22 protein-coding genes and 1 riboswitch are annotated in these 18,980 nt (G+C 68.9%); of the genes, 19 read left to right on the forward strand and 3 right to left on the reverse strand.

The genetic code is table 11. The features are described from left to right. The first annotated feature begins 54 nt into the window (after positions 1-54). The 16 genes from F624_RS0102460 (at position 55) to F624_RS0102535 (ending at position 13,568) form a co-directional block, all read left to right on the forward strand. Entirely contained in the window at positions 55-1,302 is a 1,248-nt protein-coding gene (locus F624_RS0102460; protein WP_019572671.1) for a GGDEF domain-containing protein, read from the forward strand. Between the two features lie 427 nt (positions 1,303-1,729). After that, entirely contained in the window at positions 1,730-1,945 is a 216-nt protein-coding gene (locus tag F624_RS34640; protein ID WP_157443279.1) for a hypothetical protein, read from the forward strand. Positions 1,946-2,026: 81 nt separating this feature from the next. Further along, a riboswitch (cobalamin riboswitch) is annotated at positions 2,027-2,239 on the forward strand. Between the two features lie 121 nt (positions 2,240-2,360). After that, positions 2,361-3,038 carry an energy-coupling factor ABC transporter permease gene (locus F624_RS0102470; RefSeq protein WP_019572673.1) on the forward strand — a complete coding sequence of 226 codons (678 nt, stop codon included), beginning with the start codon at positions 2,361-2,363 and terminating at the stop codon, positions 3,036-3,038. After that, entirely contained in the window at positions 3,035-3,379 is a 345-nt protein-coding gene (locus F624_RS0102475) for an energy-coupling factor ABC transporter substrate-binding protein (RefSeq protein WP_019572674.1), read from the forward strand. Before F624_RS0102470 ends, F624_RS0102475 begins: the two co-directional genes overlap by 4 nt. 19 nt (positions 3,380-3,398) lie before the next feature. Beyond that, complete coding sequence (locus tag F624_RS0102480) at positions 3,399-4,148, forward strand: CbiQ family ECF transporter T component (RefSeq protein WP_019572675.1); 750 nt, start codon at positions 3,399-3,401, stop codon at positions 4,146-4,148. Next, positions 4,145-5,011 (forward strand): energy-coupling factor ABC transporter ATP-binding protein, encoded by an 867-nt coding sequence (locus F624_RS0102485; protein ID WP_019572676.1) that lies wholly within the window; start codon positions 4,145-4,147, stop codon positions 5,009-5,011. Before F624_RS0102480 ends, F624_RS0102485 begins: the two co-directional genes overlap by 4 nt. Continuing rightward, positions 5,008-5,817, forward strand: coding sequence for a precorrin-4 C(11)-methyltransferase (cobM, locus tag F624_RS0102490; protein WP_019572677.1), 810 nt, complete (start codon positions 5,008-5,010; stop codon positions 5,815-5,817). The genes F624_RS0102485 and cobM overlap by 4 nt, the downstream gene beginning before the upstream one ends. Beyond that, complete coding sequence (locus F624_RS0102495) at positions 5,814-6,797, forward strand: sirohydrochlorin chelatase (RefSeq protein WP_019572678.1); 984 nt, start codon at positions 5,814-5,816, stop codon at positions 6,795-6,797. Before cobM ends, F624_RS0102495 begins: the two co-directional genes overlap by 4 nt. Beyond that, a complete protein-coding gene (locus F624_RS0102500) occupies positions 6,794-7,477 on the forward strand; it encodes a precorrin-8X methylmutase (RefSeq protein WP_019572679.1) in 684 nt (227 codons plus the stop codon). Before F624_RS0102495 ends, F624_RS0102500 begins: the two co-directional genes overlap by 4 nt. A gap of 23 nt (positions 7,478-7,500) precedes the next feature. Beyond that, positions 7,501-8,703: a cobalt-precorrin-5B (C(1))-methyltransferase gene (locus tag F624_RS0102505; protein WP_051107303.1), complete on the forward strand. Its 1,203-nt coding sequence runs from the start codon at positions 7,501-7,503 to the stop codon at positions 8,701-8,703. Continuing rightward, positions 8,700-10,052, forward strand: coding sequence for a bifunctional cobalt-precorrin-7 (C(5))-methyltransferase/cobalt-precorrin-6B (C(15))-methyltransferase (locus F624_RS0102510; protein ID WP_019572681.1), 1,353 nt, complete (start codon positions 8,700-8,702; stop codon positions 10,050-10,052). The genes F624_RS0102505 and F624_RS0102510 overlap by 4 nt, the downstream gene beginning before the upstream one ends. Next, positions 10,045-10,902, forward strand: a complete 858-nt coding sequence (gene cobI, locus F624_RS0102515) for a precorrin-2 C(20)-methyltransferase (protein ID WP_031253885.1) — start codon at positions 10,045-10,047, stop codon at positions 10,900-10,902. Before F624_RS0102510 ends, cobI begins: the two co-directional genes overlap by 8 nt. Beyond that, entirely contained in the window at positions 10,899-11,699 is an 801-nt protein-coding gene (locus F624_RS0102520; RefSeq protein WP_019572683.1) for a cobalamin biosynthesis central domain-containing protein, read from the forward strand. The genes cobI and F624_RS0102520 overlap by 4 nt, the downstream gene beginning before the upstream one ends. Then, positions 11,696-12,145, forward strand: coding sequence for a cobalamin biosynthesis protein (locus tag F624_RS0102525; protein ID WP_019572684.1), 450 nt, complete (start codon positions 11,696-11,698; stop codon positions 12,143-12,145). Before F624_RS0102520 ends, F624_RS0102525 begins: the two co-directional genes overlap by 4 nt. 11 nt (positions 12,146-12,156) lie before the next feature. Next, complete coding sequence (gene cobJ / locus F624_RS0102530; protein WP_019572685.1) at positions 12,157-13,188, forward strand: precorrin-3B C(17)-methyltransferase; 1,032 nt, start codon at positions 12,157-12,159, stop codon at positions 13,186-13,188. After that, complete coding sequence (locus F624_RS0102535) at positions 13,185-13,568, forward strand: (2Fe-2S) ferredoxin domain-containing protein (RefSeq protein WP_019572686.1); 384 nt, start codon at positions 13,185-13,187, stop codon at positions 13,566-13,568. Before cobJ ends, F624_RS0102535 begins: the two co-directional genes overlap by 4 nt. A gap of 39 nt (positions 13,569-13,607) precedes the next feature. Here the strand turns inward: F624_RS0102535 and F624_RS0102540 are convergent, their stop codons facing one another. Further along, positions 13,608-14,534 carry a LysR family transcriptional regulator gene (locus F624_RS0102540; RefSeq protein ID WP_019572687.1) on the reverse strand — a complete coding sequence of 309 codons (927 nt, stop codon included), beginning with the start codon at positions 14,532-14,534 and terminating at the stop codon, positions 13,608-13,610. A gap of 186 nt (positions 14,535-14,720) precedes the next feature. On the opposite strand from F624_RS0102540, the gene F624_RS0102545 reads away from it, so the two are divergent. Then, the gene (locus F624_RS0102545; protein ID WP_019572688.1) at positions 14,721-15,365 is read left to right on the forward strand and encodes an NADPH-dependent F420 reductase; all 645 of its coding nucleotides are present in this window, start codon (positions 14,721-14,723) and stop codon (positions 15,363-15,365) included. Between the two features lie 116 nt (positions 15,366-15,481). On the opposite strand, the gene F624_RS0102550 is transcribed toward F624_RS0102545, so the two are convergent. Continuing rightward, positions 15,482-16,837 (reverse strand): FAD-dependent oxidoreductase, encoded by a 1,356-nt coding sequence (locus F624_RS0102550; RefSeq protein WP_031253888.1) that lies wholly within the window; start codon positions 16,835-16,837, stop codon positions 15,482-15,484. Between the two features lie 21 nt (positions 16,838-16,858). After that, positions 16,859-17,827 carry a Bug family tripartite tricarboxylate transporter substrate binding protein gene (locus tag F624_RS0102555; RefSeq protein WP_031253889.1) on the reverse strand — a complete coding sequence of 323 codons (969 nt, stop codon included), beginning with the start codon at positions 17,825-17,827 and terminating at the stop codon, positions 16,859-16,861. 134 nt (positions 17,828-17,961) lie between these two features. On the opposite strand from F624_RS0102555, the gene F624_RS35620 reads away from it, so the two are divergent. Next, positions 17,962-18,396, forward strand: coding sequence for a LysR family transcriptional regulator (locus F624_RS35620; RefSeq protein WP_245573538.1), 435 nt, complete (start codon positions 17,962-17,964; stop codon positions 18,394-18,396). Beyond that, entirely contained in the window at positions 18,397-18,843 is a 447-nt protein-coding gene (locus F624_RS35625) for a LysR substrate-binding domain-containing protein (protein ID WP_019572692.1), read from the forward strand. Positions 18,844-18,980: the final 137 nt, after the last annotated feature.

Here is an 18,980-nt window from a genome sequence, read left to right on the forward strand (position 1 = left end):
ACGGCCAGGTCTGGTTTCGGTGTGGCTTCAATGACCCACATGAGCACCTGACCCATGACCCTGCACCTGCCCACCCTGCTTGTGGCGCTTACCTTGGCCAGCGGGGTCCTGGCCAGCGCAGTGCTGGCCGTGGCCTGGGGCAGCCGGCGGTACAAGGGCCTGTCGCTGTGGGGGCTGGGTCTGGTGCTCAATGCGCTGTCATACCCGGCCTTCGGCCTGCGCGATGCGGGCTGGCTGAGCCTGTCCATTCTGTTGACCAATGCGCTCACGGCGCTCAGTCTGGTCATCCACACCTTGGCGCTGATGGCGTTCCAGCGTGGGCGCAGCCGCAGCCCGCCGCCTTGGGTGGTCTGGGTACCGGCGGCCTTGAACATGCTGGCTGCGGTGGCCCTGCTGCACGACGACCGCTGGCGCAATGTGCTGGTGGCCGGGCTGCAGGCCATGATGGCCCTGGTGCTGCTGTCGCAGGCCTGGGCGCCTGGCCTGCACGGACGCCGGCTCACGGGTCGCTGGGTGGTGATCGCCGGGACCTCCACCTTGTGCGCCACCATGGTGTTGCGCACGCTGTTCATGCTGGAGGCCTCGGAGTGGGATGCCCAGTTCAACGTGCCCACCCAGGTGCAGGTGGCCACCTATTTTGCGATTCTGGGGGTCTTGCTGCTCAACAGCATGGGCTATGTGCTGATGCAGATGGAGCACGCCGTCGGCCAGCAGCACGAGCTGGCCAGCCATGATCGCCTGACGGGCCTGTACAACCGTCTGGCTTTGATGGAACTCATGGAGCACCACCTGGCCTTGGCCCGGCGCCGCCGCAGCCCTCTGGCCCTGCTGATGCTCGACATCGACCACTTCAAGGTGGTGAACGACCAGCACGGCCACCTGGTGGGCGACGAGGTGCTGCGCCAGGTGGCGCAGCGCGCCCAGGCCCGCCTGCGCGGGGCCGACCTGCTGGCCCGCTTTGGCGGCGAAGAGTTCCTGGCCCTGCTGCCGGCCACCACCGCCGAGGGCGCGCAGGCGGTGGCCGAGGGCATCCGCCGGGCCGTGGGTGAGCAGCCCATGGTGGTCAACGGCGTGAGCATCCCGGTGACGATCAGCATCGGTGTGCATGCCGCCATCCCCACCGAGGGCCCCACCGCCGCCGAGGCCATGATCGCCCTCAGCGATCAGGCCCTTTATGACGCCAAGCACCAGGGGCGCAACCGGGTGGTGGTGGTTCCCGAATACAAGCAGTCCAGCGAACCTTCAGCACAGGTCGAGGGTGTGAATCGCCCGTCTGGCCAGTCTGGTCAAGCCCAGGGCTGAGGTTCTGTCTTCTTTGCCGAACACGGTGAACATCGACGATTGCGAACGCCGTGAACAAGGCGCAGGCCAAGATCAAGGCCAAGCGAGCGACCCGCAAGATTGCCGCCAGTGGGGAGCTTCGCTGATGGCCCGCCCGAAAGCAGCCCAGCCTGCCGCCAAAGCCACAGAGTTCGAGAGGGCAGCGCAAAGCGCCGGCCTTCCGGTGGCGCTCGGATAGCAGGCCGTCGAGGGGCAGTACCGCGCTCGCATCGCCACCCGTACCGGGAGCCGGTTCACGCACAGCGCAGACATCGACGGGCACTTCCGGTTGCTTGAGGGGGCCGCTGCCCGGTGGGATTTTGCGGTTGGCATCCAATCTGCGCCCCATGAGGAATCTGCATACTGGATCGAGCCCCATCCTGCCAGCAGCACAGGCGAGGTTGGCAAGATGATTGCCCAATTGAATTGGCTGAAGGCCAAGTTGAACTCGCCAGAATTTGCCGCTCTGCGCACGCTCACTGATGTCGCGGTGCAAAAGAGCGGCCTTCCTTATCGATGGCTGGCGACGGATGCGACGATCCGGATCACAGCCAATAGCAATGAAGCCCGGATGTTGGCAAGGCATGGGCTGGACATGCCTCGGCGCACGGTGGACTTGCCTTGACCCAGCCCGCCCCAAGGGCTTTTGCCTTCGCCGATTGACCTGTCCACCCCCGATCCGTGCGGCGAACTGTTCAATTTCGCAGTTAAGATCGCCGCTTCGGGTGCGTGGCCTCTTCGGGGGGCACGTTAAACGGGAAGCCGGTGACGCTGCACAACCATGTTGTGCTGCCATTCCGGCGCAGCCCCCGCTGCTGTAAGCCAGACGACTCCGCCAACACACCACTGTGCATGTCACGGGAAGGTGCGGAGAAGGATGAAGGCGAGCCAGAATACCGGCCCGAAAAAGCGCCAGCACCATTCCCCGGGGTGACGGGAAAACTGCAGCCAACGTGCCTCGGCTTGTCCGCGGGCGTCTGGCCGTCTTTTTCATCCTCCGCGTGGTGCCTTGACAGGAACCATTCGACGGGAGGATTCGAATGCACATCATGGAAGGCTTTTTGCCGCCAGCGCACGCGCTGGGCTGGTCAGCCGCCTCTTTACCCTTTGTGATCTGGGGCCTGCGCTCGCTGCAGCGCAGTGTGCAGGCGCAGCCCGAGCAGCGCATGCTGCTCGGCGTGAGCGCGGCCTTTGCCTTTTTGCTGTCGGCGCTCAAGCTGCCCTCGGTCACGGGCAGCTGCTCGCACCCCACCGGGGTGGGGCTGGGCGCCATGCTGTTCGGCCCGGCGGCCATGGTGCCGATCGCGCTGGTGGTGCTGCTGTTCCAGGCCCTGCTGCTGGCGCATGGCGGGCTCACCACGCTGGGGGCCAATCTGTTTTCGATGGGCATCGTGGGGCCGCTGGTGTCGTACGCGGTGTTCCGGCTGGCGCGCGGGGTCGGCCTGGGGCGCTCGGGCGCGGTGTTTTTGGCGGCCTGCCTGGGCGACCTGGCCACCTACCTGTGCACCTCGGTGCAACTGGCCTGGGCTTTTCCTGACCCCGTGGGTGGTGTGGCCGCCTCGCTGCTGAAGTTTGGCGGCATCTTTGCCCTCACGCAGATCCCGCTGGCCATCAGCGAAGGGCTGCTCACCGTGCTGGTGGTCAATGCCATGGCCCGCTTCAATGCGGCCGAACTGCAGGGCCTGTCCCTGTTTGCCCGCCGTGGGGTGCAGGCATGAGCCGGCGCAATCTGATGCTGCTGGCTGCCGTGGTGCTGATCACCGCCTTGCCCCTGTGCTGGGTGGCCCAGCCCACCGACGCGGCTGCGCTGGCCGAGCACTTTGGCGGGGCCGACGCCCAGGCCCAGCAGGCCATTGCCCAACTGGCGCCGCATTACCAGCCCTGGTTCACCCCGGTGCTGGAGCCGGCCAGCAACGAGATCGCCTCGCTGCTGTTCGCGCTGCAGGCCGCGCTGGGCGCCGGGGTGATCGGCTTCTGGCTGGGGCTGTCGGTGGCACGCGAGCGTGCGGTGCGGCAGGCTCAGGCCAGCCTGGCCGACCGTGTCGACCCAACGCGCTGACTCAACGAGCAGAAGCACCGTGCTGATCGAACGTTGGGCCTACGCCAACCGCTGGCGGGGTGTGTCGCCGGCCGCCAAGGGCTTGTGGGCGCTGGCCGGTCTGGCTGCGGCCCAGGGCGCTGCCACGCCCGGGCGGGCCCTGGGCTGCGCGGCCGCCCTGGTCGCTGTGTGCCTGCTGGGGGCCGGCGTGCCTTGGCGCGCCTACCTGCGGGCGGCCTGGGCGCCGCTGGGCTTTCTGGCCCTGTCGGCCGCGTCGATGGCGGTGTCGCTGGGCTGGGGCGGCCACGCTCTGCCCACCGTGCAACTACCGCCTGAGGCCCTGGCCCTGGCGGCCCGCACCAGCGCACGCGCGCTGGCCTCGCTGGCGGCCCTTCTGGGCCTGGTGCTGACCACACCGCTGCCCGATCTGATGGCCTTGTTGCGCCGCCTGCGCGTGCCCGATTTGCTGCTGGAGCTGATGGTGCTGTGCCACCGGCTGCTGTTTGTGGCCCTGGCCTTGTTCCACGAGGCCAGCCGTGCCCAGCGTGCCCGCCTGGGCTATGCCAGCCGGGCCCAGGCCGTGCGATCCATCGCCCTGCTGCTGGGCCACCAGGCCGTGCAGCTGTGGCAGCGCGCCCGGGTGCTGCAGGCCAGCGCCGATGCGCGCTGCGGTGGGGCCGAGCTGCGCTTTCTGCCACCGGTCTATCCCCATGCGCGGCGCGATGTCGGGCTGGCGGCGCTGGCCTCGCTGGGCCTGTTGGCCTGCACGTGGGGGATGGCGTGGGCATGAACAAGGCACAGCCGATTTTTGAACTGCAGGGCGTGGCCTACCGCTACCCCGACGGCCCCCAGGGCCTGCACGACTGCAGCCTGCGCCTGGCCCGCGGGCGGCGCCATGCGCTGCTGGGCGCCAATGGCGCTGGCAAGACCACCTTGCTGCAGCAGCTCAACGGCCTGCTGCGGCCCGCTGCGGGGCAGATCCTGTTCGATGGCACGCCGCTGGATGCCAGCCGGGCCGGCCTGCGCGCGCTGCGCCAGCGGGTGGGGCTGGTGTTCCAGAACCCCGAGCACCAGCTGTTCTCGGCCCAGGTGTTTGAAGACGTGTCCTACGGCCCGCTCAACCTGGGGCTGGACGAGGCCACCGTGCGCGAGCGCGTGCACGCTGCGCTGGCCGATGTGGGCCTGAGCGCGCATGCCCTGGCCCCGGTGCACCAGCTGAGCTTTGGCCAGAAGAAGCGCGTGTGCCTGGCCGGCGTGCTGGCCATGCAGCCCGAGGTGCTGCTGCTCGACGAGCCCATGGCCGGCCTGGACGCCCCCATGCAACAGGCGCTGACGGCGCTGCTCGACGCGTTGGTGGCACGCGGCGTGACCGTGCTGCTGTCCACCCACGACATCGACTTTGCCTATGCCTGGGCCGACCACCTGCACCTGATGCAGGCCGGCCGCTGCACGGCCTCACTGCCCGCCGCCGATCTGCCCGGCCAGGCACCCGCCTGGCGGCAGGCCGGCCAGCCCCTGCCCCGGGTGCTGGAGCTGCACCAGGCCTTGCAGCAGCAGGGCCTGGCCCCGCAGGGCGAGCCGCCGCGCAGCCACGAAGCGCTGCTTGGCCTGTTGCAACCCACCACCTCTTCACGTGAACAAGGCTTGCCATGACTGAACCCCAACTGCCCGCACCGCGACCCCTGGGCAAGGTCTGGTTTGTCGGGGCTGGCCCGGGCGACCCCGAGCTGATCACCCTCAAGGGCCAGCGCCTGCTGGCCCAGGCCGGGGCCGTGCTGTTTGCCGGCTCGCTGGTCGACCAGGCCGTCACCCTGTACGCCCCGGCGGGTTGCCTGGTGCGCGACTCCAAGGACATGACGCTGGAGCAGATGAGCGAATGGCTGGCCGAGCAGGCCGCGCGCCACGCCACCGTGGTGCGCCTGCAGACCGGCGACCCCGGCCTGTACGGCGCCCTGATCGAGATGACCCGCCCGCTCACCGCCCTGGGCATCGACTGGGCCGTGGTGCCCGGCGTGTCGTCGGCCATGGCCTCGATGGCGGCCGCCGGCGAGTCCATGACCTTGCCCGAGGTCACGCAGACCGTGATCCTCACCCGCGTCGAGGGCCGCACCCCCATGCCCGAGGGCGAAGACCTGGCCGCCCTGGCCGCGCACCGCAGCACGCTGTGCATCTTTCTGTCGATCACCCTGATGCACAAGATCGAAGCGGGTCTGCGGGCTGCCGGCTGGCCTGAAGACGCGCCCATGCTGGTGGTGCACAAGGCCAGCTGGCCGGGGCAGGAGCGCATCGTGCGCGGCACCCTGGCCGACATCAAGCAGCGCTGCCGCGAGGCCGGCATCGCCAGCCAGGCCATGGTGGTGGCCAGCCCCACGCTGGGCGCCGCCGACTGGGAGACGCTGGCCCGCTCCAAGCTTTACGACCCCACTTTCACCCACCGCTTTCGAAAGGCCACGGCATGAACACCCTCTCAACCGCCACTTCCATCACCTCAGAAGACACCATCCTGCTGGTCGGCCACGGCTCCCGCGAGGCCGCCGGCAACACCGAGATCCTCGACTTCGTGGCCCAGTGGCGCGCGCGCCGCCCGCAGTGGCGCATCGAGGTGTGCTTCATCGAGTTCGCCTCGCCCTCGCTGCACGACGGCCTGCTGAGCGCCGCGCAAAGCGGCCGCCGGGTGCTGGTGCTGCCCCTGATCCTGAACGCCGCCGGCCACGTGAAGATGGAGATCCCCGAGGCCATCGAGCACGCCCGCGCCCACTGCCCCGGCAGCCAGATCCTGCTGGCGCCCCACCTCACGGCCTGCGACCCCATCCTGGCCATCCTCAAGCGGCGCCTGCGTCAGGCCATGCTGGGCCTGGACATGCCCGACCCGCGCAGCACCGGCGTGATCGTGCTGGGCCGCGGCTCGTCCGACCGGGGTGCCAATGGCGACATGGCCAAGATGGCGCGCTGGCTGCTGGAGGAGGGCGACCACGAGTTGGTCGACCTGGCCTTCACCGGCATCACCTGGCCGCGCCTGGAGCGCGTGGTGCAGCGCCAGGTGCTGCTGGGCATGGGCCAGATCGTGGTGCTGCCCTACTACCTGTACACCGGCACGCTGATGGAGCGCATCCACCGCCAGGTGCAGCACCTGCGCGGCCAGTACCCGCAACTGCGCCTGGCCTGCAGCACGCATTTCGGCTTTGAGCCCGAGATCTTCGAGCTGCTGGAGCAACGCGCCCTGGACCTGCTGGCCGGCACCCCCGACAGCCGCCTGCCTTGCGACGGCTGCAGCTACCGCGAGATCGCGCACGACCTGGGCCACGGCCACTCGCACGAGCACACCCATGTGCCCGTGCCCGTTCATGTGCACACCCACGTGCCTGAGCACGCCACGCCGGCCGCAAACCCCGACCAAGTCGACCAGGCCGAACAGGCCCAACAGGCCCAGCCCGCATGAGCACCGTCAATACCGTCACCGAGCAGCTCACCCGCGCCGGCCAGGCCATCGAGCACGACAGCTTCGCCATCATCGATGCCGAGGTGGGCCCGCACGCCTACGACCCGCTCCAGTGGCCCATCGTGCGCCGCATGATCCACGCCAATGCCGATTTCGAGTTCAACGGCCTGACCGACTTCCACCCCGCCGCAGTGGAGGCCGGCATCCAGGCCATGCTGCGCGGCGGCACGCCCGTGGTGGCCGATGTCGAGATGATCTGCTCGGGCCTGTCGCAGCCGCGCCTGGCCCACTTCGGCATGCGCACCCACCAGTTCATCAGCGATGCCGACGTGATCGAGGCGGCGCGTGCGCAGGACACCACCCGCGCCGTGCAGGCCATGCGCAAGGCCTGGCGATTGGGCCTGCTGCAGGGCGCCATCGTGGGCATTGGCAACGCACCCACCGCGCTGATCGAGCTGGTGCGCCTGATCCGCGAGGAGGGCCTGCGCCCGGCCCTGGTGGTGGGCATGCCGGTGGGCTTTGTGGCCGCAGCCGAATCCAAAGACCTGATGGCCGGCCTGAACGAGGTGCCCTGGATCGTGATCCGCGGCCGCAAGGGCGGCTCGACCCTGGTGGTGGCGGCCCTGCACGCACTGCTGGCCCTGGCCGAGGCGCGCCAGAAAGCCGCCGGGGCCGCGTGATGGCAGGAACGATGGACAGCAAGATGGAGGGCAAGAGCACCGCCCCCCGCGGCACCCGCACCGGCTTCACCACCGGGGCCTGTGCCGCCGCTGCGGCGCGCGCCGCCGTGCAGGGCTTGCTGAGCGGTCAGGTGCCCGACGCGGTGGAAAGCCTGCTGCCCAATGGCGACCGGGTGCGCTTTGCCGTGCACGATGGGCACTGCGACGCGGCCAGCGCCCATGCCATGGTGGTCAAGTTTGCCGGCGACGACCCCGACTGCACCGATGGCGCCCACCTCACGGTGGACCTGCGCGTGCTGCCCGGCCAGGCCGGTGTGCTGCACTGGCGCGCCGGCGAGGGCGTGGGCACCGTCACCTTGCCCGGCCTGGGGCTGGAGGTGGGCGGCCCGGCCATCAACCCGGTGCCGCGCCAGAACATCGCCGACAACCTGCGCGAGGTGGCCCTGGCCCTGCTGGCCGAGCACGGGTTGGAGGTGTGCATCAGCGTGCCCGGCGGGCAGGAGATGGCCAAGAAGACCACCAACGCGCGCCTGGGTATTCTGGGCGGCATCAGCATCCTGGGCACCACCGGCATCGTGCGCCCGTATTCCACCGCCGCCTGGCGCGCCAGCGTGGTGCAGGGCGTGCAGGTGGCGGCCACGCTGGGCCACGGCCTGGTGGCCTTGACCACGGGCGGGCGCACCGAATCGTTTGCCATGGCCACCCTGCGCGCCGAGCAGCCCGGCCTGCCGGCGGCCTGCTTTGTGCAGATGGGCGATTTTTTGCGCTACGCGCTCGACGAGGCGCTGGCCCAGGGCCTGCCCCAGGTGGTGCTGGGCGTGATGGTGGGCAAGCTCACCAAGATCGCCCAGGGCGAGACCATCACCCACGCCAACCGCAACGTGGTGGACACCGATCTGGTGGCCCAGATCGGGCGCGAGATCGGTGCCAGCGAGGCCGACTGCCAGGCCATGGCCCAGGCCGAGACCGCGCGCTTTGGCGCCGAGCTGATGGTGGAGCGCGGCCTGGGCCCGGCTTTTCACCAGGCGTTGGCGCAAAAGGCCATCGACACCCTGAGCGACCCGCAACGCTATGGCCGCGCCTTTCAGCTGCGCGTGCTGGTGTGCGACTTTGCCGGCCAGCTGGTGGCCGATGTGCTGTCGCCCCCGGCACTGCCCGCGGCTGAAAGGCCTGCCAGGCCGCCTCGGGCGCCCGAGCTTGATACCGATGAGGACCCCGTTTCGTGAACCCTGTGAAAGACCCCAACCCCTGCCGCGTGATCGGCGTGCTCGATGACGGCGTGGCCAGCCTCAGCGCCACCGCGCTGGCCCACCTGCGCACGGCCGATGTGGTGATCGGCGGTGCCCGCACCCTGGCCCTGCTGCGCCACGAGTTCAAGCCCCAGGCCCGGCTGCACGACCTGGGCGGCCAGCTCAAGGCCGTGCCCGGCTGGGTGCGCGCCGCCCGCGAGGCCCATCTGGCCTGCGTGGTGCTGGCCACCGGTGACCCGCTGTGCCATGGCATCGCACCCTACCTGGCGCAGCACCTGTGCGTGCAGGCGCTCGACATCCTGCCCAACCTGTCGACCCTGCAACTGGCCTGCGCCCGCATCGGCCTGGCCTGGCAAGAGGCGCGCATCGTGTCGGTGCACGGCACGGACGCCGGCGAGTGGGCGGTGGGCAGCCCCCCCGGCCACGGCCTGTACGCGCTGGCCCAGGCCTTGCGCGGCGAGCGCCGCCTGCTGGTGCTGACCAGCCCGGCCAACAGCCCCGACCGCATTGCCCGCCTGCTGCTGGCCGAAGGCCTGGGCGATGACTACCAGATGGCCGTGGCCGAGAACCTGCTGCAGGCCGAAGAGCGCCTGCACACCGAGCTCAGCCCGGCCCAAGCCGCTGCCATGCGTTTTGCCGAGCTGAATGTGGTGCTGCTGTGGCGCCTGCGCCCGGCGCCCCAACTGCCGTGCCTGGGCCTGCCCGACAGCGCTTACGAGCAGCGCCAGCCCGACAAGGGCCTGATCACCAAGCAGGAGGTGCGCGCCGTGAGCCTGGCCCGCCTGCAGCTGCGCCCGGCCAGCGTGGTGTGGGACATCGGGGCCGGCTCGGGCTCGGTGGGGCTGGAGGCAGCGCGCCTGTGCCGGCGCGGCCATGTGTGGGCCATCGAAAAAAACGAGGCCGACCATGCCATTGCCAGCCGCAACCACGCCCGCGCCGGCCTGAGCAACTACAGCCTGCAGTTGGGCCGCGCCCCCGAGGGCCTGGGCGACTGGCCCGACCCCGATGCGGTGTTCATCGGCGGCTCGGGCGGCGAACTGGCCGAGCTGATCAACCGGGTGTTGCAGCGCCTGCGCCCCGGCGGCCACCTGGTGATGAATTTTGTGACCCTGGAGAACCTGGCCACCGCCACCGCCGCATTGCAGGCCGCAAGCACTCAGGCGGCCAGCGCCCAGGCCGCCCCCGGCACCCTGGGCTGGGACGTGTTGCAGATCCAGGCCGCGCGCAGCAAACCCATCCTGCACATGCACCGCATGGCCGCCGAGAACCCGGTGTGGCTGGTCTGCGCCCACCGTGCCCACCCTGAGGAGGCCCTGAATGACTGAGCCAACCCCCTTGTCACCGGCCGGGCTGCCCGCGCCGACATCGCATCGGCGCGGCACCCTGTGGGGCGTCTCGCTGGGCCCCGGTGACCCAGGCCTGATCACCCGTGCCGCCTGGGCCGCTCTGCAGCGCCGCGACGTGGCCTGGGCCTACCCGGCGCGCAGTGGCAAAACCCCCAGCTACGCGCTCGACATCGCCACCCGCGCCGGCCTGGCCCCGCCCGAGCAGCACAGCCTGCTGCTGTTTCCGATGACGCACGACGGCGAGAAGCTGGCCCGCGCCTGGCTCAAGGCCGCCCACACGCTGCTGCCCTGGCTGCAGGCCGGGCGCGACGTGCTGTTTCTGGTGGAGGGCGATGCCAGCACCTACGCCACCTTCGGCCACCTGGCGCGCACCGTGAAGGCGCTGGATGCCGAGGTGCCCGTGCAGGTGCTGGCGGGCGTCAACTCGTTCACCGCGGCCTGTGCCCAGGCTGGCGTGCCCTTTGCCGAGCAGGACGACACCGTGGCCATCGTGCCGGCCGCCTACGGCCTGAGTGCGGTGGACCGCCTGCTGCCTGATTTCGACACCCTGGTGCTCATGAAGATCAAGCCTTTGCTCGACGAGTTGCTCGACTGGCTGCAGCGCCGTGGCCTGCTGGCCGGCGCGCACTTCATCGAGCGCGTGGGCGCGCCCGATGAGCGCCGCGTGTCGGGTGCTGATCTGCTGGCCCTGCGCGGCACCCGGGTCAGCTACCTGTCGCTGCTGCTGGTGAAGAACCCCGGCCGCGTGCGCGGCGAACGCATCAAGGGCTGCCTCAAGAAGAGTGCCACGCCCGCACCGGCCACCCCCTCACTGCTGGATCCCACATGACCGAACCCATCCCCAACGCTCAACCCCCCGTGGTGTTGTCGGCACCCGCCCAGGCCACCGAAGAGGTGCGCCTGTGCCTGGTCGCCATCACCCGCCATGGCGCCAGCCAGGCGGCCCGCCTGGCCCAGGCCCTGCCGCAGGCCGACATCTGCACCTCGGCCAAGTTTGCCGCGCAGTTTGCCGGGCTGCCCAACCGCGTGCGTGCTTACGAAGGCGCGTTGCGCGACGAGATCGGCCCGCTGTTTGCGGGCTGGGACCAGCTGGTGTTCTTTGTCTCGCTGGGCGCCGTGGTGCGCCTGATCGCCCCGCACCTGCGCAGCAAGGACGAAGACCCTGGCGTGATCGTGGTGGACGATGCAGGCCAGTACGTGATCCCCGTGCTGTCGGGCCATGTGGGCGGCGCCAACGAATGGAGCGAGCGCGTGGCCGAGGCCCTGCAGGCCAGCCCCGTGCTCACCACTGCCTCTGACGTGGGCCGCACCCTGCCGGTCGATATCCTGGGCCGCCACCTGGGCTGGCGCGTGGAGGCGCCCAAGATCAACATCACCCGGGTGTCGGCCCATGTGGTCAATGGCGAGCCGATTGCCTTTGTGCAAGAGGCCGGCCGCCCCGACTGGTGGACCCGGTCCACGCCGTTGCCCGCCAACATCCACTGCTTTACCCAGTGGGCCGAGGTGGACCTGGGCCGCTTTGCCGCCGTGCTGTGGGTGACCCACGCCGAGGTGAGCGAGGCGCGCTGGGCCCAACTGAGCGAGCGCCTGGTGGTGTACCGCCCGCCACTGGAGGCGGGCGCATGACCCACGCCACACACCGCGCCCGACGCCATCCCACCGTGGCGCTGGGCCTGGGCTGCGACCGGGGCTGCAGCCTGGCCACGCTGCGCCAGGCCGTGGAAGCGGCCCTGGCCCAGGCCGGTGCCGGCTGGGCCGATGTGCAGGCCGCCGCCAGCATCACCCTCAAGGCCGATGAGGCCGGCTTGCTGGCGCTGGCGGCCGAGCAGGGCTGGGCGCTGCGCTTTCACCCGCCCGAGGTGCTGGCCTCCGTGCCCGTGCCCAACCCCTCAGAAACCGTGCGCCGCTACACCGGCACCCCCTCGGTCAGCGAGGCCGCGGCCCTGCTGGCCGCGGGCTGGCCCGGCCCGCCCACGCCGGCCCTGCTGCTCGAAAAACACAAGCACTGCGGCCCCGACGGCCGCAACGCCACCGTCTCGGTGGCGCTCATGAACACAACACCCTCTGCCTGAGAACCCTGACCATGAACCCTGAACCCACCCCCACCGAACCTGGTAGAAGCACAGGTAGCAGCACCGGCACCGGCAAGATCATGCTGGTGGGCATCGGCCCCGGCAGCGTCGAACACATGACGGCCCGCGCCCGCTCGGCCATTGCCGAGGCCGATGTGGTGATCGGCTATGTCACCTACATCAAGCTGGTGGCCGACCTGCTGGAGGGCAAAGAGATCATCCGCAAGTCGATGACCGAGGAGCTGGACCGTGCCATCAGCGCGCTCGAATGCGCCCGCGCCGGCAAAAAAGTGGCCCTGATCTCCTCGGGCGATGCCGGCGTGTACGGCATGGCCGGCCCCACCTACGAGGTGTTGTTTCAGGCCGGCTGGACGCCCGACGACCCGGTGCAGCTCGAAATCGTGCCCGGTGCCTCGGCCCTCAACAGCTGTGCAGCCCGCGTGGGCGCGCCGCTCACGCACGATTTCTGCGCCATCTCGCTGTCGGACCTGCTCACGCCCTGGCCCACCATCGCGCGCCGGCTTGACGCAGTGGCCATGGCCGATTTTGTGGTGGCCCTGTACAACCCCAAGAGCGGCCGTCGCACGCGCCAGATCGTCGAGGCGCAGCGCCTGTTTCTGCGCCATCGCCGCGCCGACACCCCGGTGGCCATCGTCAAGAGCGCCTACCGCCGCCGCGAGAACATCGTCTTCACCACCCTGGACCAGATGGCCGAGGCCGACATCGGCATGCTCAGCACCGTGCTGATCGGCAACAGCAACACCTTTGTGCGCCACGGCCTGATGGTCACCCCGCGCGGCTACGCCAACAAATACGACATGGACGACGGCGGCAGCACCCGCGCCGGCGAGAAGGCCGGCCGCTCGCTCTCCACCGGCCTGCTGGGCTGGCTCGAATCGCTGCAGGCCGAGCACCAGGCCGGCGTCAGCATCGAAGCCCTGGCAGCGCTGCACCGCCTGCCGGCGGACTACATCCGCGACACCCTGCAACACCCGCCCGAAGCGCCCAGCACCCCGGCCCCCGCTGAAGAAAGCGAAGCATGAGCAGCCCCACCGACCAGGACACCACGGCCCAAAGCGTTGACTCGGCCAGCCCCGCCGTCGTCAAACCCAAGATCGGCAACTACAAGCGCCACCTGCTGATCTGCACCGGCCCCCGCTGCAGCCCCGGTGGCGAATCGCAAGACCTGTACGACAGCCTGGGCACCAAGTTCAAGGCCGCCGGCCTGGACAGCGGCGAACTGCGCGTGAAGCGCAGCCGCGTGAGCTGCTTTGCCGCCTGCAAGGGCGGCCCCGTGCTGTGCGTGCAACCCGACGGCACCTGGTACTACAACGTCACCCCCGAGAACATGGACCGCATCATCGAAGAGCACCTGGTGCAGGGGCGGCGGGTGGAGGATCTGGTGTTTCATCAGGCGGGGTAGGGGGCGGGCCGATCGAGGCGGGCGCGCCTGCTGCAGCCATCAGGTCGCGGTACAGACCGATGCTGGAAGCTCTTCAACCCCGCCCAGTTTTTCAAGCATCAGCTCAATGAAGGCCGACACGGCGCTCGGCAGGTGCTGCCGACTCGGGTACACCAGGTGCACGCCGTGCCCGAGGCGGTGGTGGTCGGGCAGCACCGGCAGCAGCAGGCCGGCGCGCAGGTCGCGGCGCGTCAGCGTGGCGGGCAACAGCGCAATGCCCAGGCCGGCCAGCGCTGCCTTGCGCAAGGCCTGTACGGTGTTGCCACTGAAGCGGCCCTTCACAGACACCTCTGTTTCTTGTCCATCGGGTCCGGTCAGGCACCAGCGGGCCTCACCGCTGCTGTGGCTGAAGCCCAGGCAGTCGTGCTGTTGAAGCTCCGCCAAGCTCGCCGGTGCGCCCCGGGATTGCAGGTAGGCCGGGCTGGCCACCAGGCTGTCCAGGCCCGCGTCGAGCACCTTGCGGGCGTACAGGCTGGAGTCTTCCAGCACCCCGCCCCGAATGGCCACATCGATGCGCTCGGCGATGAGGTCGGCGCGTGCATCACTGAGTGCAAAGTCAACCCGGACTTTGGGGTGGGCCTGCAGAAACTCGCTCAGCCATTCCATCTGAAAAAAGTCGAAGAAGTCGGCGGGTGCCGCGACCCGCACCAGCCCGCTGGGCTCTTGCCCATCGGCCGTCAGCGTGGCGCCGGCATCGAACAAGCCGTCTACCGCGCCGGCACAGCGGTCATGGAAAGCCTGGCCTGCCTGCGTCAGGGCCAGGTGGCGCGTGGAGCGTTGCATCAACCGGGTGCCGAGCTGTGCCTCCAGCAGTTGCACGCGGCGGCTGAGCGTGCTGGGCGGAACACCCAGGCGCCGCGAAGCCTCGGCAAAGCTGCCGCAGCGCACGACCTGGATGAAGGTGGCAACGTCGTTGAGGTCCAGCATGGCGATTGATATTAAAAATGAACGAGTTAATTCCAATTAAACCATCTAGTCAGGCAATCAAGCGGTTTTTAAGCTACCGGCATGCCTTCGGATCTTCACCGCCCTCGCTTTGACCCCTTCAGCCCTGGGGCGTCGAGGGTTCGGAGGCACTCCCCCAACACCCCTGTTCAAACCAAGGAAAACGCAATGACGATCGGCATCATCGGTTCTGGCGGCTTAGGCGCCAATGTGGCCCGTGCACTGGCCCAAAAGGGCCAGAAGGCCATTCTCTCCAATCGGCGCGGCCCGGCCTCGCTTGCTTCGCTGGTGGCCGAGCTGGGCCCCAACATCCAGGCCGGCACGGTGGCTGAGGCCGCGGCAGCCGACATGGTTCTGGTGGCCGTGCGTTGGGCTGATCTGCCCGCTGCGCTGAGCGGCTTGCCGGGCTGGAACAACCGTATCGTCATCGATGGCACCAATCCGGTCGAGTTCCTGGACCCTGATTCCCCAGACGCCAAAGACCCCGCCAACCCGCTGGCGGCCTACGGCATCAAGGCCATCGATCTGGGCGGCCGCTACTCCAGCGAGGTGTTTCGTGATTTTGTGCCCGGCGCCCGGGTGGTGAAGGCGCTCAATCACCTCGACGTGAACGTGTTGCCCCAGCCCGAGGTGTCGGGCGGCCAGCGGGTTCAGTTCTACTCGGGTGACGATGCCGCAGCCAAGGCCGCAGTCCGCCAGGTGCTGGAGGCCATGGGCTACTTCCCGGTCGATCTGGGCGCACTGGACGTGGGCGGTCGCCTGGCGGAGCTTCCCTTCGGATCCTTGGCCGCCACCAACTTCATCAAGATCTGATCAGCGCGCATCGAGGGCTGGCGCTGCGGTGATGGGGGTCCGCGCAAGGCCAGAGCCGGGCACGGGCCCCGGGGCGCAGATCGTTCGCGAGTCCAGCACCGGGGCGGGCCAAGCAGTCAGGGTTGCAACAGGCTTCCGTCCTGCAGCAGGGCCTGCTGCAGGCGCGCCGGGTCGATCTGCTGCACCGGCGTGCTGCCTGCCAGGGCGGCGGCCGTGCCGGCGGCCTGGCCCATCACAAAGCACCCGCCGCTGGCGCGGGCGGCCGACTGGCCCTCGTGCGTCATTGAGGCGCAGCGCCCGGCCACCAGCAGGTTCTCGACCTTCTGCGGAACGATCATCCGCCAGGGCAGGTCGTTGTAGGCCCGGTTGTCATCGGACGGAAACCCCCATGAAATGCCCCCGGCGCGGTGCAGCTCCATGGGCCAGGCATTGATGCCGATGCTGTCTTCAAAGCGGGCCGAGTTCAGGATGTCGTCCCCCGTCAGGGCGTAAAGGCCCTCGATGCGGCGGGTTTCGCGAATGCCCACCTGGGGCGCGATCTCGACGATGCGCGAGGCTGCGAAGCCGGGCACTTGTTCACGCAGAAAGCGAAAGTACTCGGCGATCTGGCGCCGGCCCTCCACCTCGCCGGCACTGAGTTCAGCGGCGTCCACGGCATTCATGGCGCGGCCTTCGGCATTGGCGATCTGCGTGACGTTGGCACGCCATTCCGAGGGGTGGATCTGCGGCCGAAGAATCGCGCCCTCGCGCGGAAACCGGTAGCGCCCCGGGTGCTCCTGGCGAGCCCGTTCCATGTAGTCGTTGATGGCCTTGAACTCGCCCACTGCGGCCAAGGCCAACACCTCATCCACCTGCCCCACGCGAAACATGGTGCTCGGAAAAAGCCCGCTGCCCTGGCCGTCACCCACCGCATAGGGCACGCCGGCAAAGGCCGCCACGTCGGCATCGCCCGAGCAATCGATGAAGACATTGGCGCGGATCGCCTGCCGGCCCGATTTGCTTTCGACCACCAAGGCGGCGATGCGCTCGCCCTGCATCAGCACCGAAGCGGCTTGGGCATGGAAGAGCAGCTTCACGCCCGCGGCCAACATCCACTGGTCGGCAACGCATTTGTACACGGAGGTGTCGTAGGAGCGCACGCGAATTCGGCCTTGCATGCCGTCCTGGGGCTGGTTCAGGCCCCCCATGGCTTCCAGGCGGGCCAACAGTTCGTCCACGGCGCCCCGCACCAGTTGCCGCATTTCGCCCTGATGGCGGCCATACAGGCCCGCGAAGTTGGTCACCCCGCCCGCGGTGCCCATCCCGCCCAGAAAGCCGTAGGCCTCAACCAGCAGGGTGTGGGCGCCGCGTCGCGCGGCACTGGCGGCTGCGGCCAGCCCGGCGGGGCCGCCCCCGATCACCACCACGTCGTATTCGCCCAGCATCGGCAGTTGGCGGGCTGGCTCCAGCAGGGTTGTTTGCAATGGGGTCATGGTTTGGGTCCTGTCCAGGGCTCAGTCGAGGGCGATCTTGTTTTTGTCGACGATGGGCTTCCAGCGCGCCACATCGGCTGCCAACAGCTTGCGAAACTCATCGGGCGAGTTGCCCACGGGATCCATGTATTGCGCACGCAGCTTGTCCTGCACTGCGGGCTCGGCCAGCACCTGCACGATCTGGTCATGCAGGGCCTTGACGATGCTCGCCTCGGTCTTGCCTGGCGCGATGAACCCGATCCAGGCATCGCCCTTGATGTCTGGCAGACCGCTCTCGGCCAACGTTGGCAAGTCGGGCAGTGACGGCGACCGGGCGGGCGAGGCCACGGCCAAGGCGCGCAGCTTGCCGGCCTTCACGTGCGGCATCACGGCCGCCGCAGGCAGCAAGGCCATGTCGACCTCGCCCGACAGCAGGGCCGTGACAGCCGCCCCTGAGCCCCGGTAGGGCACATGAACCGCGTTGGCGCTGGTCTGGGCCACCAGGGCCGCCATCGCCAGGTGTGAAATGGAGCCGGCACCGATCGAGGCAAAGCTCAGCTTCGATGGGCCCTTGAGCAGCGCGGCCAATTGTTGGGTGTCGGCTGCCGGCGACTTGTTGCCTACCACCAGCACGGAGGGCTGCGAAACGGCCAGGGTGACCAGTGCGATGTCCTTGGCCGTGTCGTAGGGCATCTTCTTGAACAGCAGCGCATTGGTGCCCAGCGGGCCGGCAATGCTGACCCCGATCGTCTTGCCATCGGCCTCGGCCTTCGCGATCGCGTCGGTGCCGATGTTGCCGGCAGCGCCGCTCTTGTTGTCCACCACAAAAGGCTGATGCAGCCGGTTGGCCAGGCGCTCGGCGATGAGGCGGGCGGCCAGGTCGGGCGTGGAGCCCGCGTCAAAGGGAACAACCACTTTGACCGCGGTTTTGGGCCAGTCTTGCGCCGGCGCATGAGCGCCGATGAGGGCAAGGCTGGCCACTAGAATGGCACGCGACAAGCTCGATTTCACGGTGAAGTCTCCAGTCTGTTTGAGTGAGACACCCAGCCGGCGCGGCTTGGGTCTGGCACGCACTGTAGGCAGCCAGCTTCATCGCGTCGATCGATGAAACCCCATACCGGCCAGCGGGAATTCGAATAATGGACATGAAGCTCCTCGCCGTATTCGACGAGATCTACAAGACCCGCAGCGTGAGCCGGGCTGGCGAGAACCTGGGCCTGCCGCAAACCTCGGTCAGCCTGGCGCTGGGGCGCTTGCGGCGCTGCTTCAATGACCCTTTGTTTGTGCGCACGCGCGACGGCATGCAGCCCACCCCGCGGGCTGCCCAACTGGTACAGCCCTTGCGGCAGGCCTTGGCCTTGTTGCAATCGGCCACCGAGCAGCAAGATGAGTTCAACCCTGCCTCGTCATCGCGAACCTTCCGCATCGCCATGACGGACATCAGCCACCTTGAGTTCTTGCCCGCCCTGGTGAACAAGGTGGCCAAGCTGGCCCCGAATGTCTGTATCGAGGTGCTGCGCATCACATCCGAGACCACGCAACTGCTGGAGTCGGGTGAGGCGGATCTGGCCATCGGCTAAATGCCCGAGTTGGACGCGGGCTTCTACCAGCAAAAGCTGTTTCAGGACGGCTTTGCCTGCGTGGTGTGGCGTCAACACCCGCGCATCGATGCCAAGCTGAGCGAAAGCCGCTTTCGCAGCGAAAGGCATGTGGTGCTCACCGCGCCCGGCACCGGCAATGAAATCGTCGAGCAGGAGTTGAAGCGCCGGGGCAGCCAGCGCAAGGTGGCCCTGTCATTGCCCACCCTGCCGGGCGTGGGCAACCTGCTGGCCAACACCGACCTGATCGCCACAGTACCGCAGCGGGTGGCCCAGACGCTGATGAAGATTGCCCGCGTCAGGGCGCTGGCGCCGCCGTTCCGGTTTCCCGACTTCGCCATCAAGCAGCATTGGCACGAGCGCTATCAGCAAGACTCGGCCAACCGCTGGCTTCGCTCGACGGTGGCCGGGCTGTTTCTAGAAATCTGACGGTTGCCCGCAAACCCCCAGCCCCCGCCCGCTGTTCCACCTTCGTCGTCCGTAGTAACGCCCGCAGGTCTTCAGGTGTGACGCAGAACTCTTCGGGCTGTTCGAGCGGCTGCTGGATTGGGCCGCGCGTTTGCTTG

Origin of the sequence: Curvibacter lanceolatus ATCC 14669 (assembly GCF_000381265.1) — a bacterium.
Lineage (GTDB): Bacteria > Pseudomonadota > Gammaproteobacteria > Burkholderiales > Burkholderiaceae_C > Curvibacter > Curvibacter lanceolatus.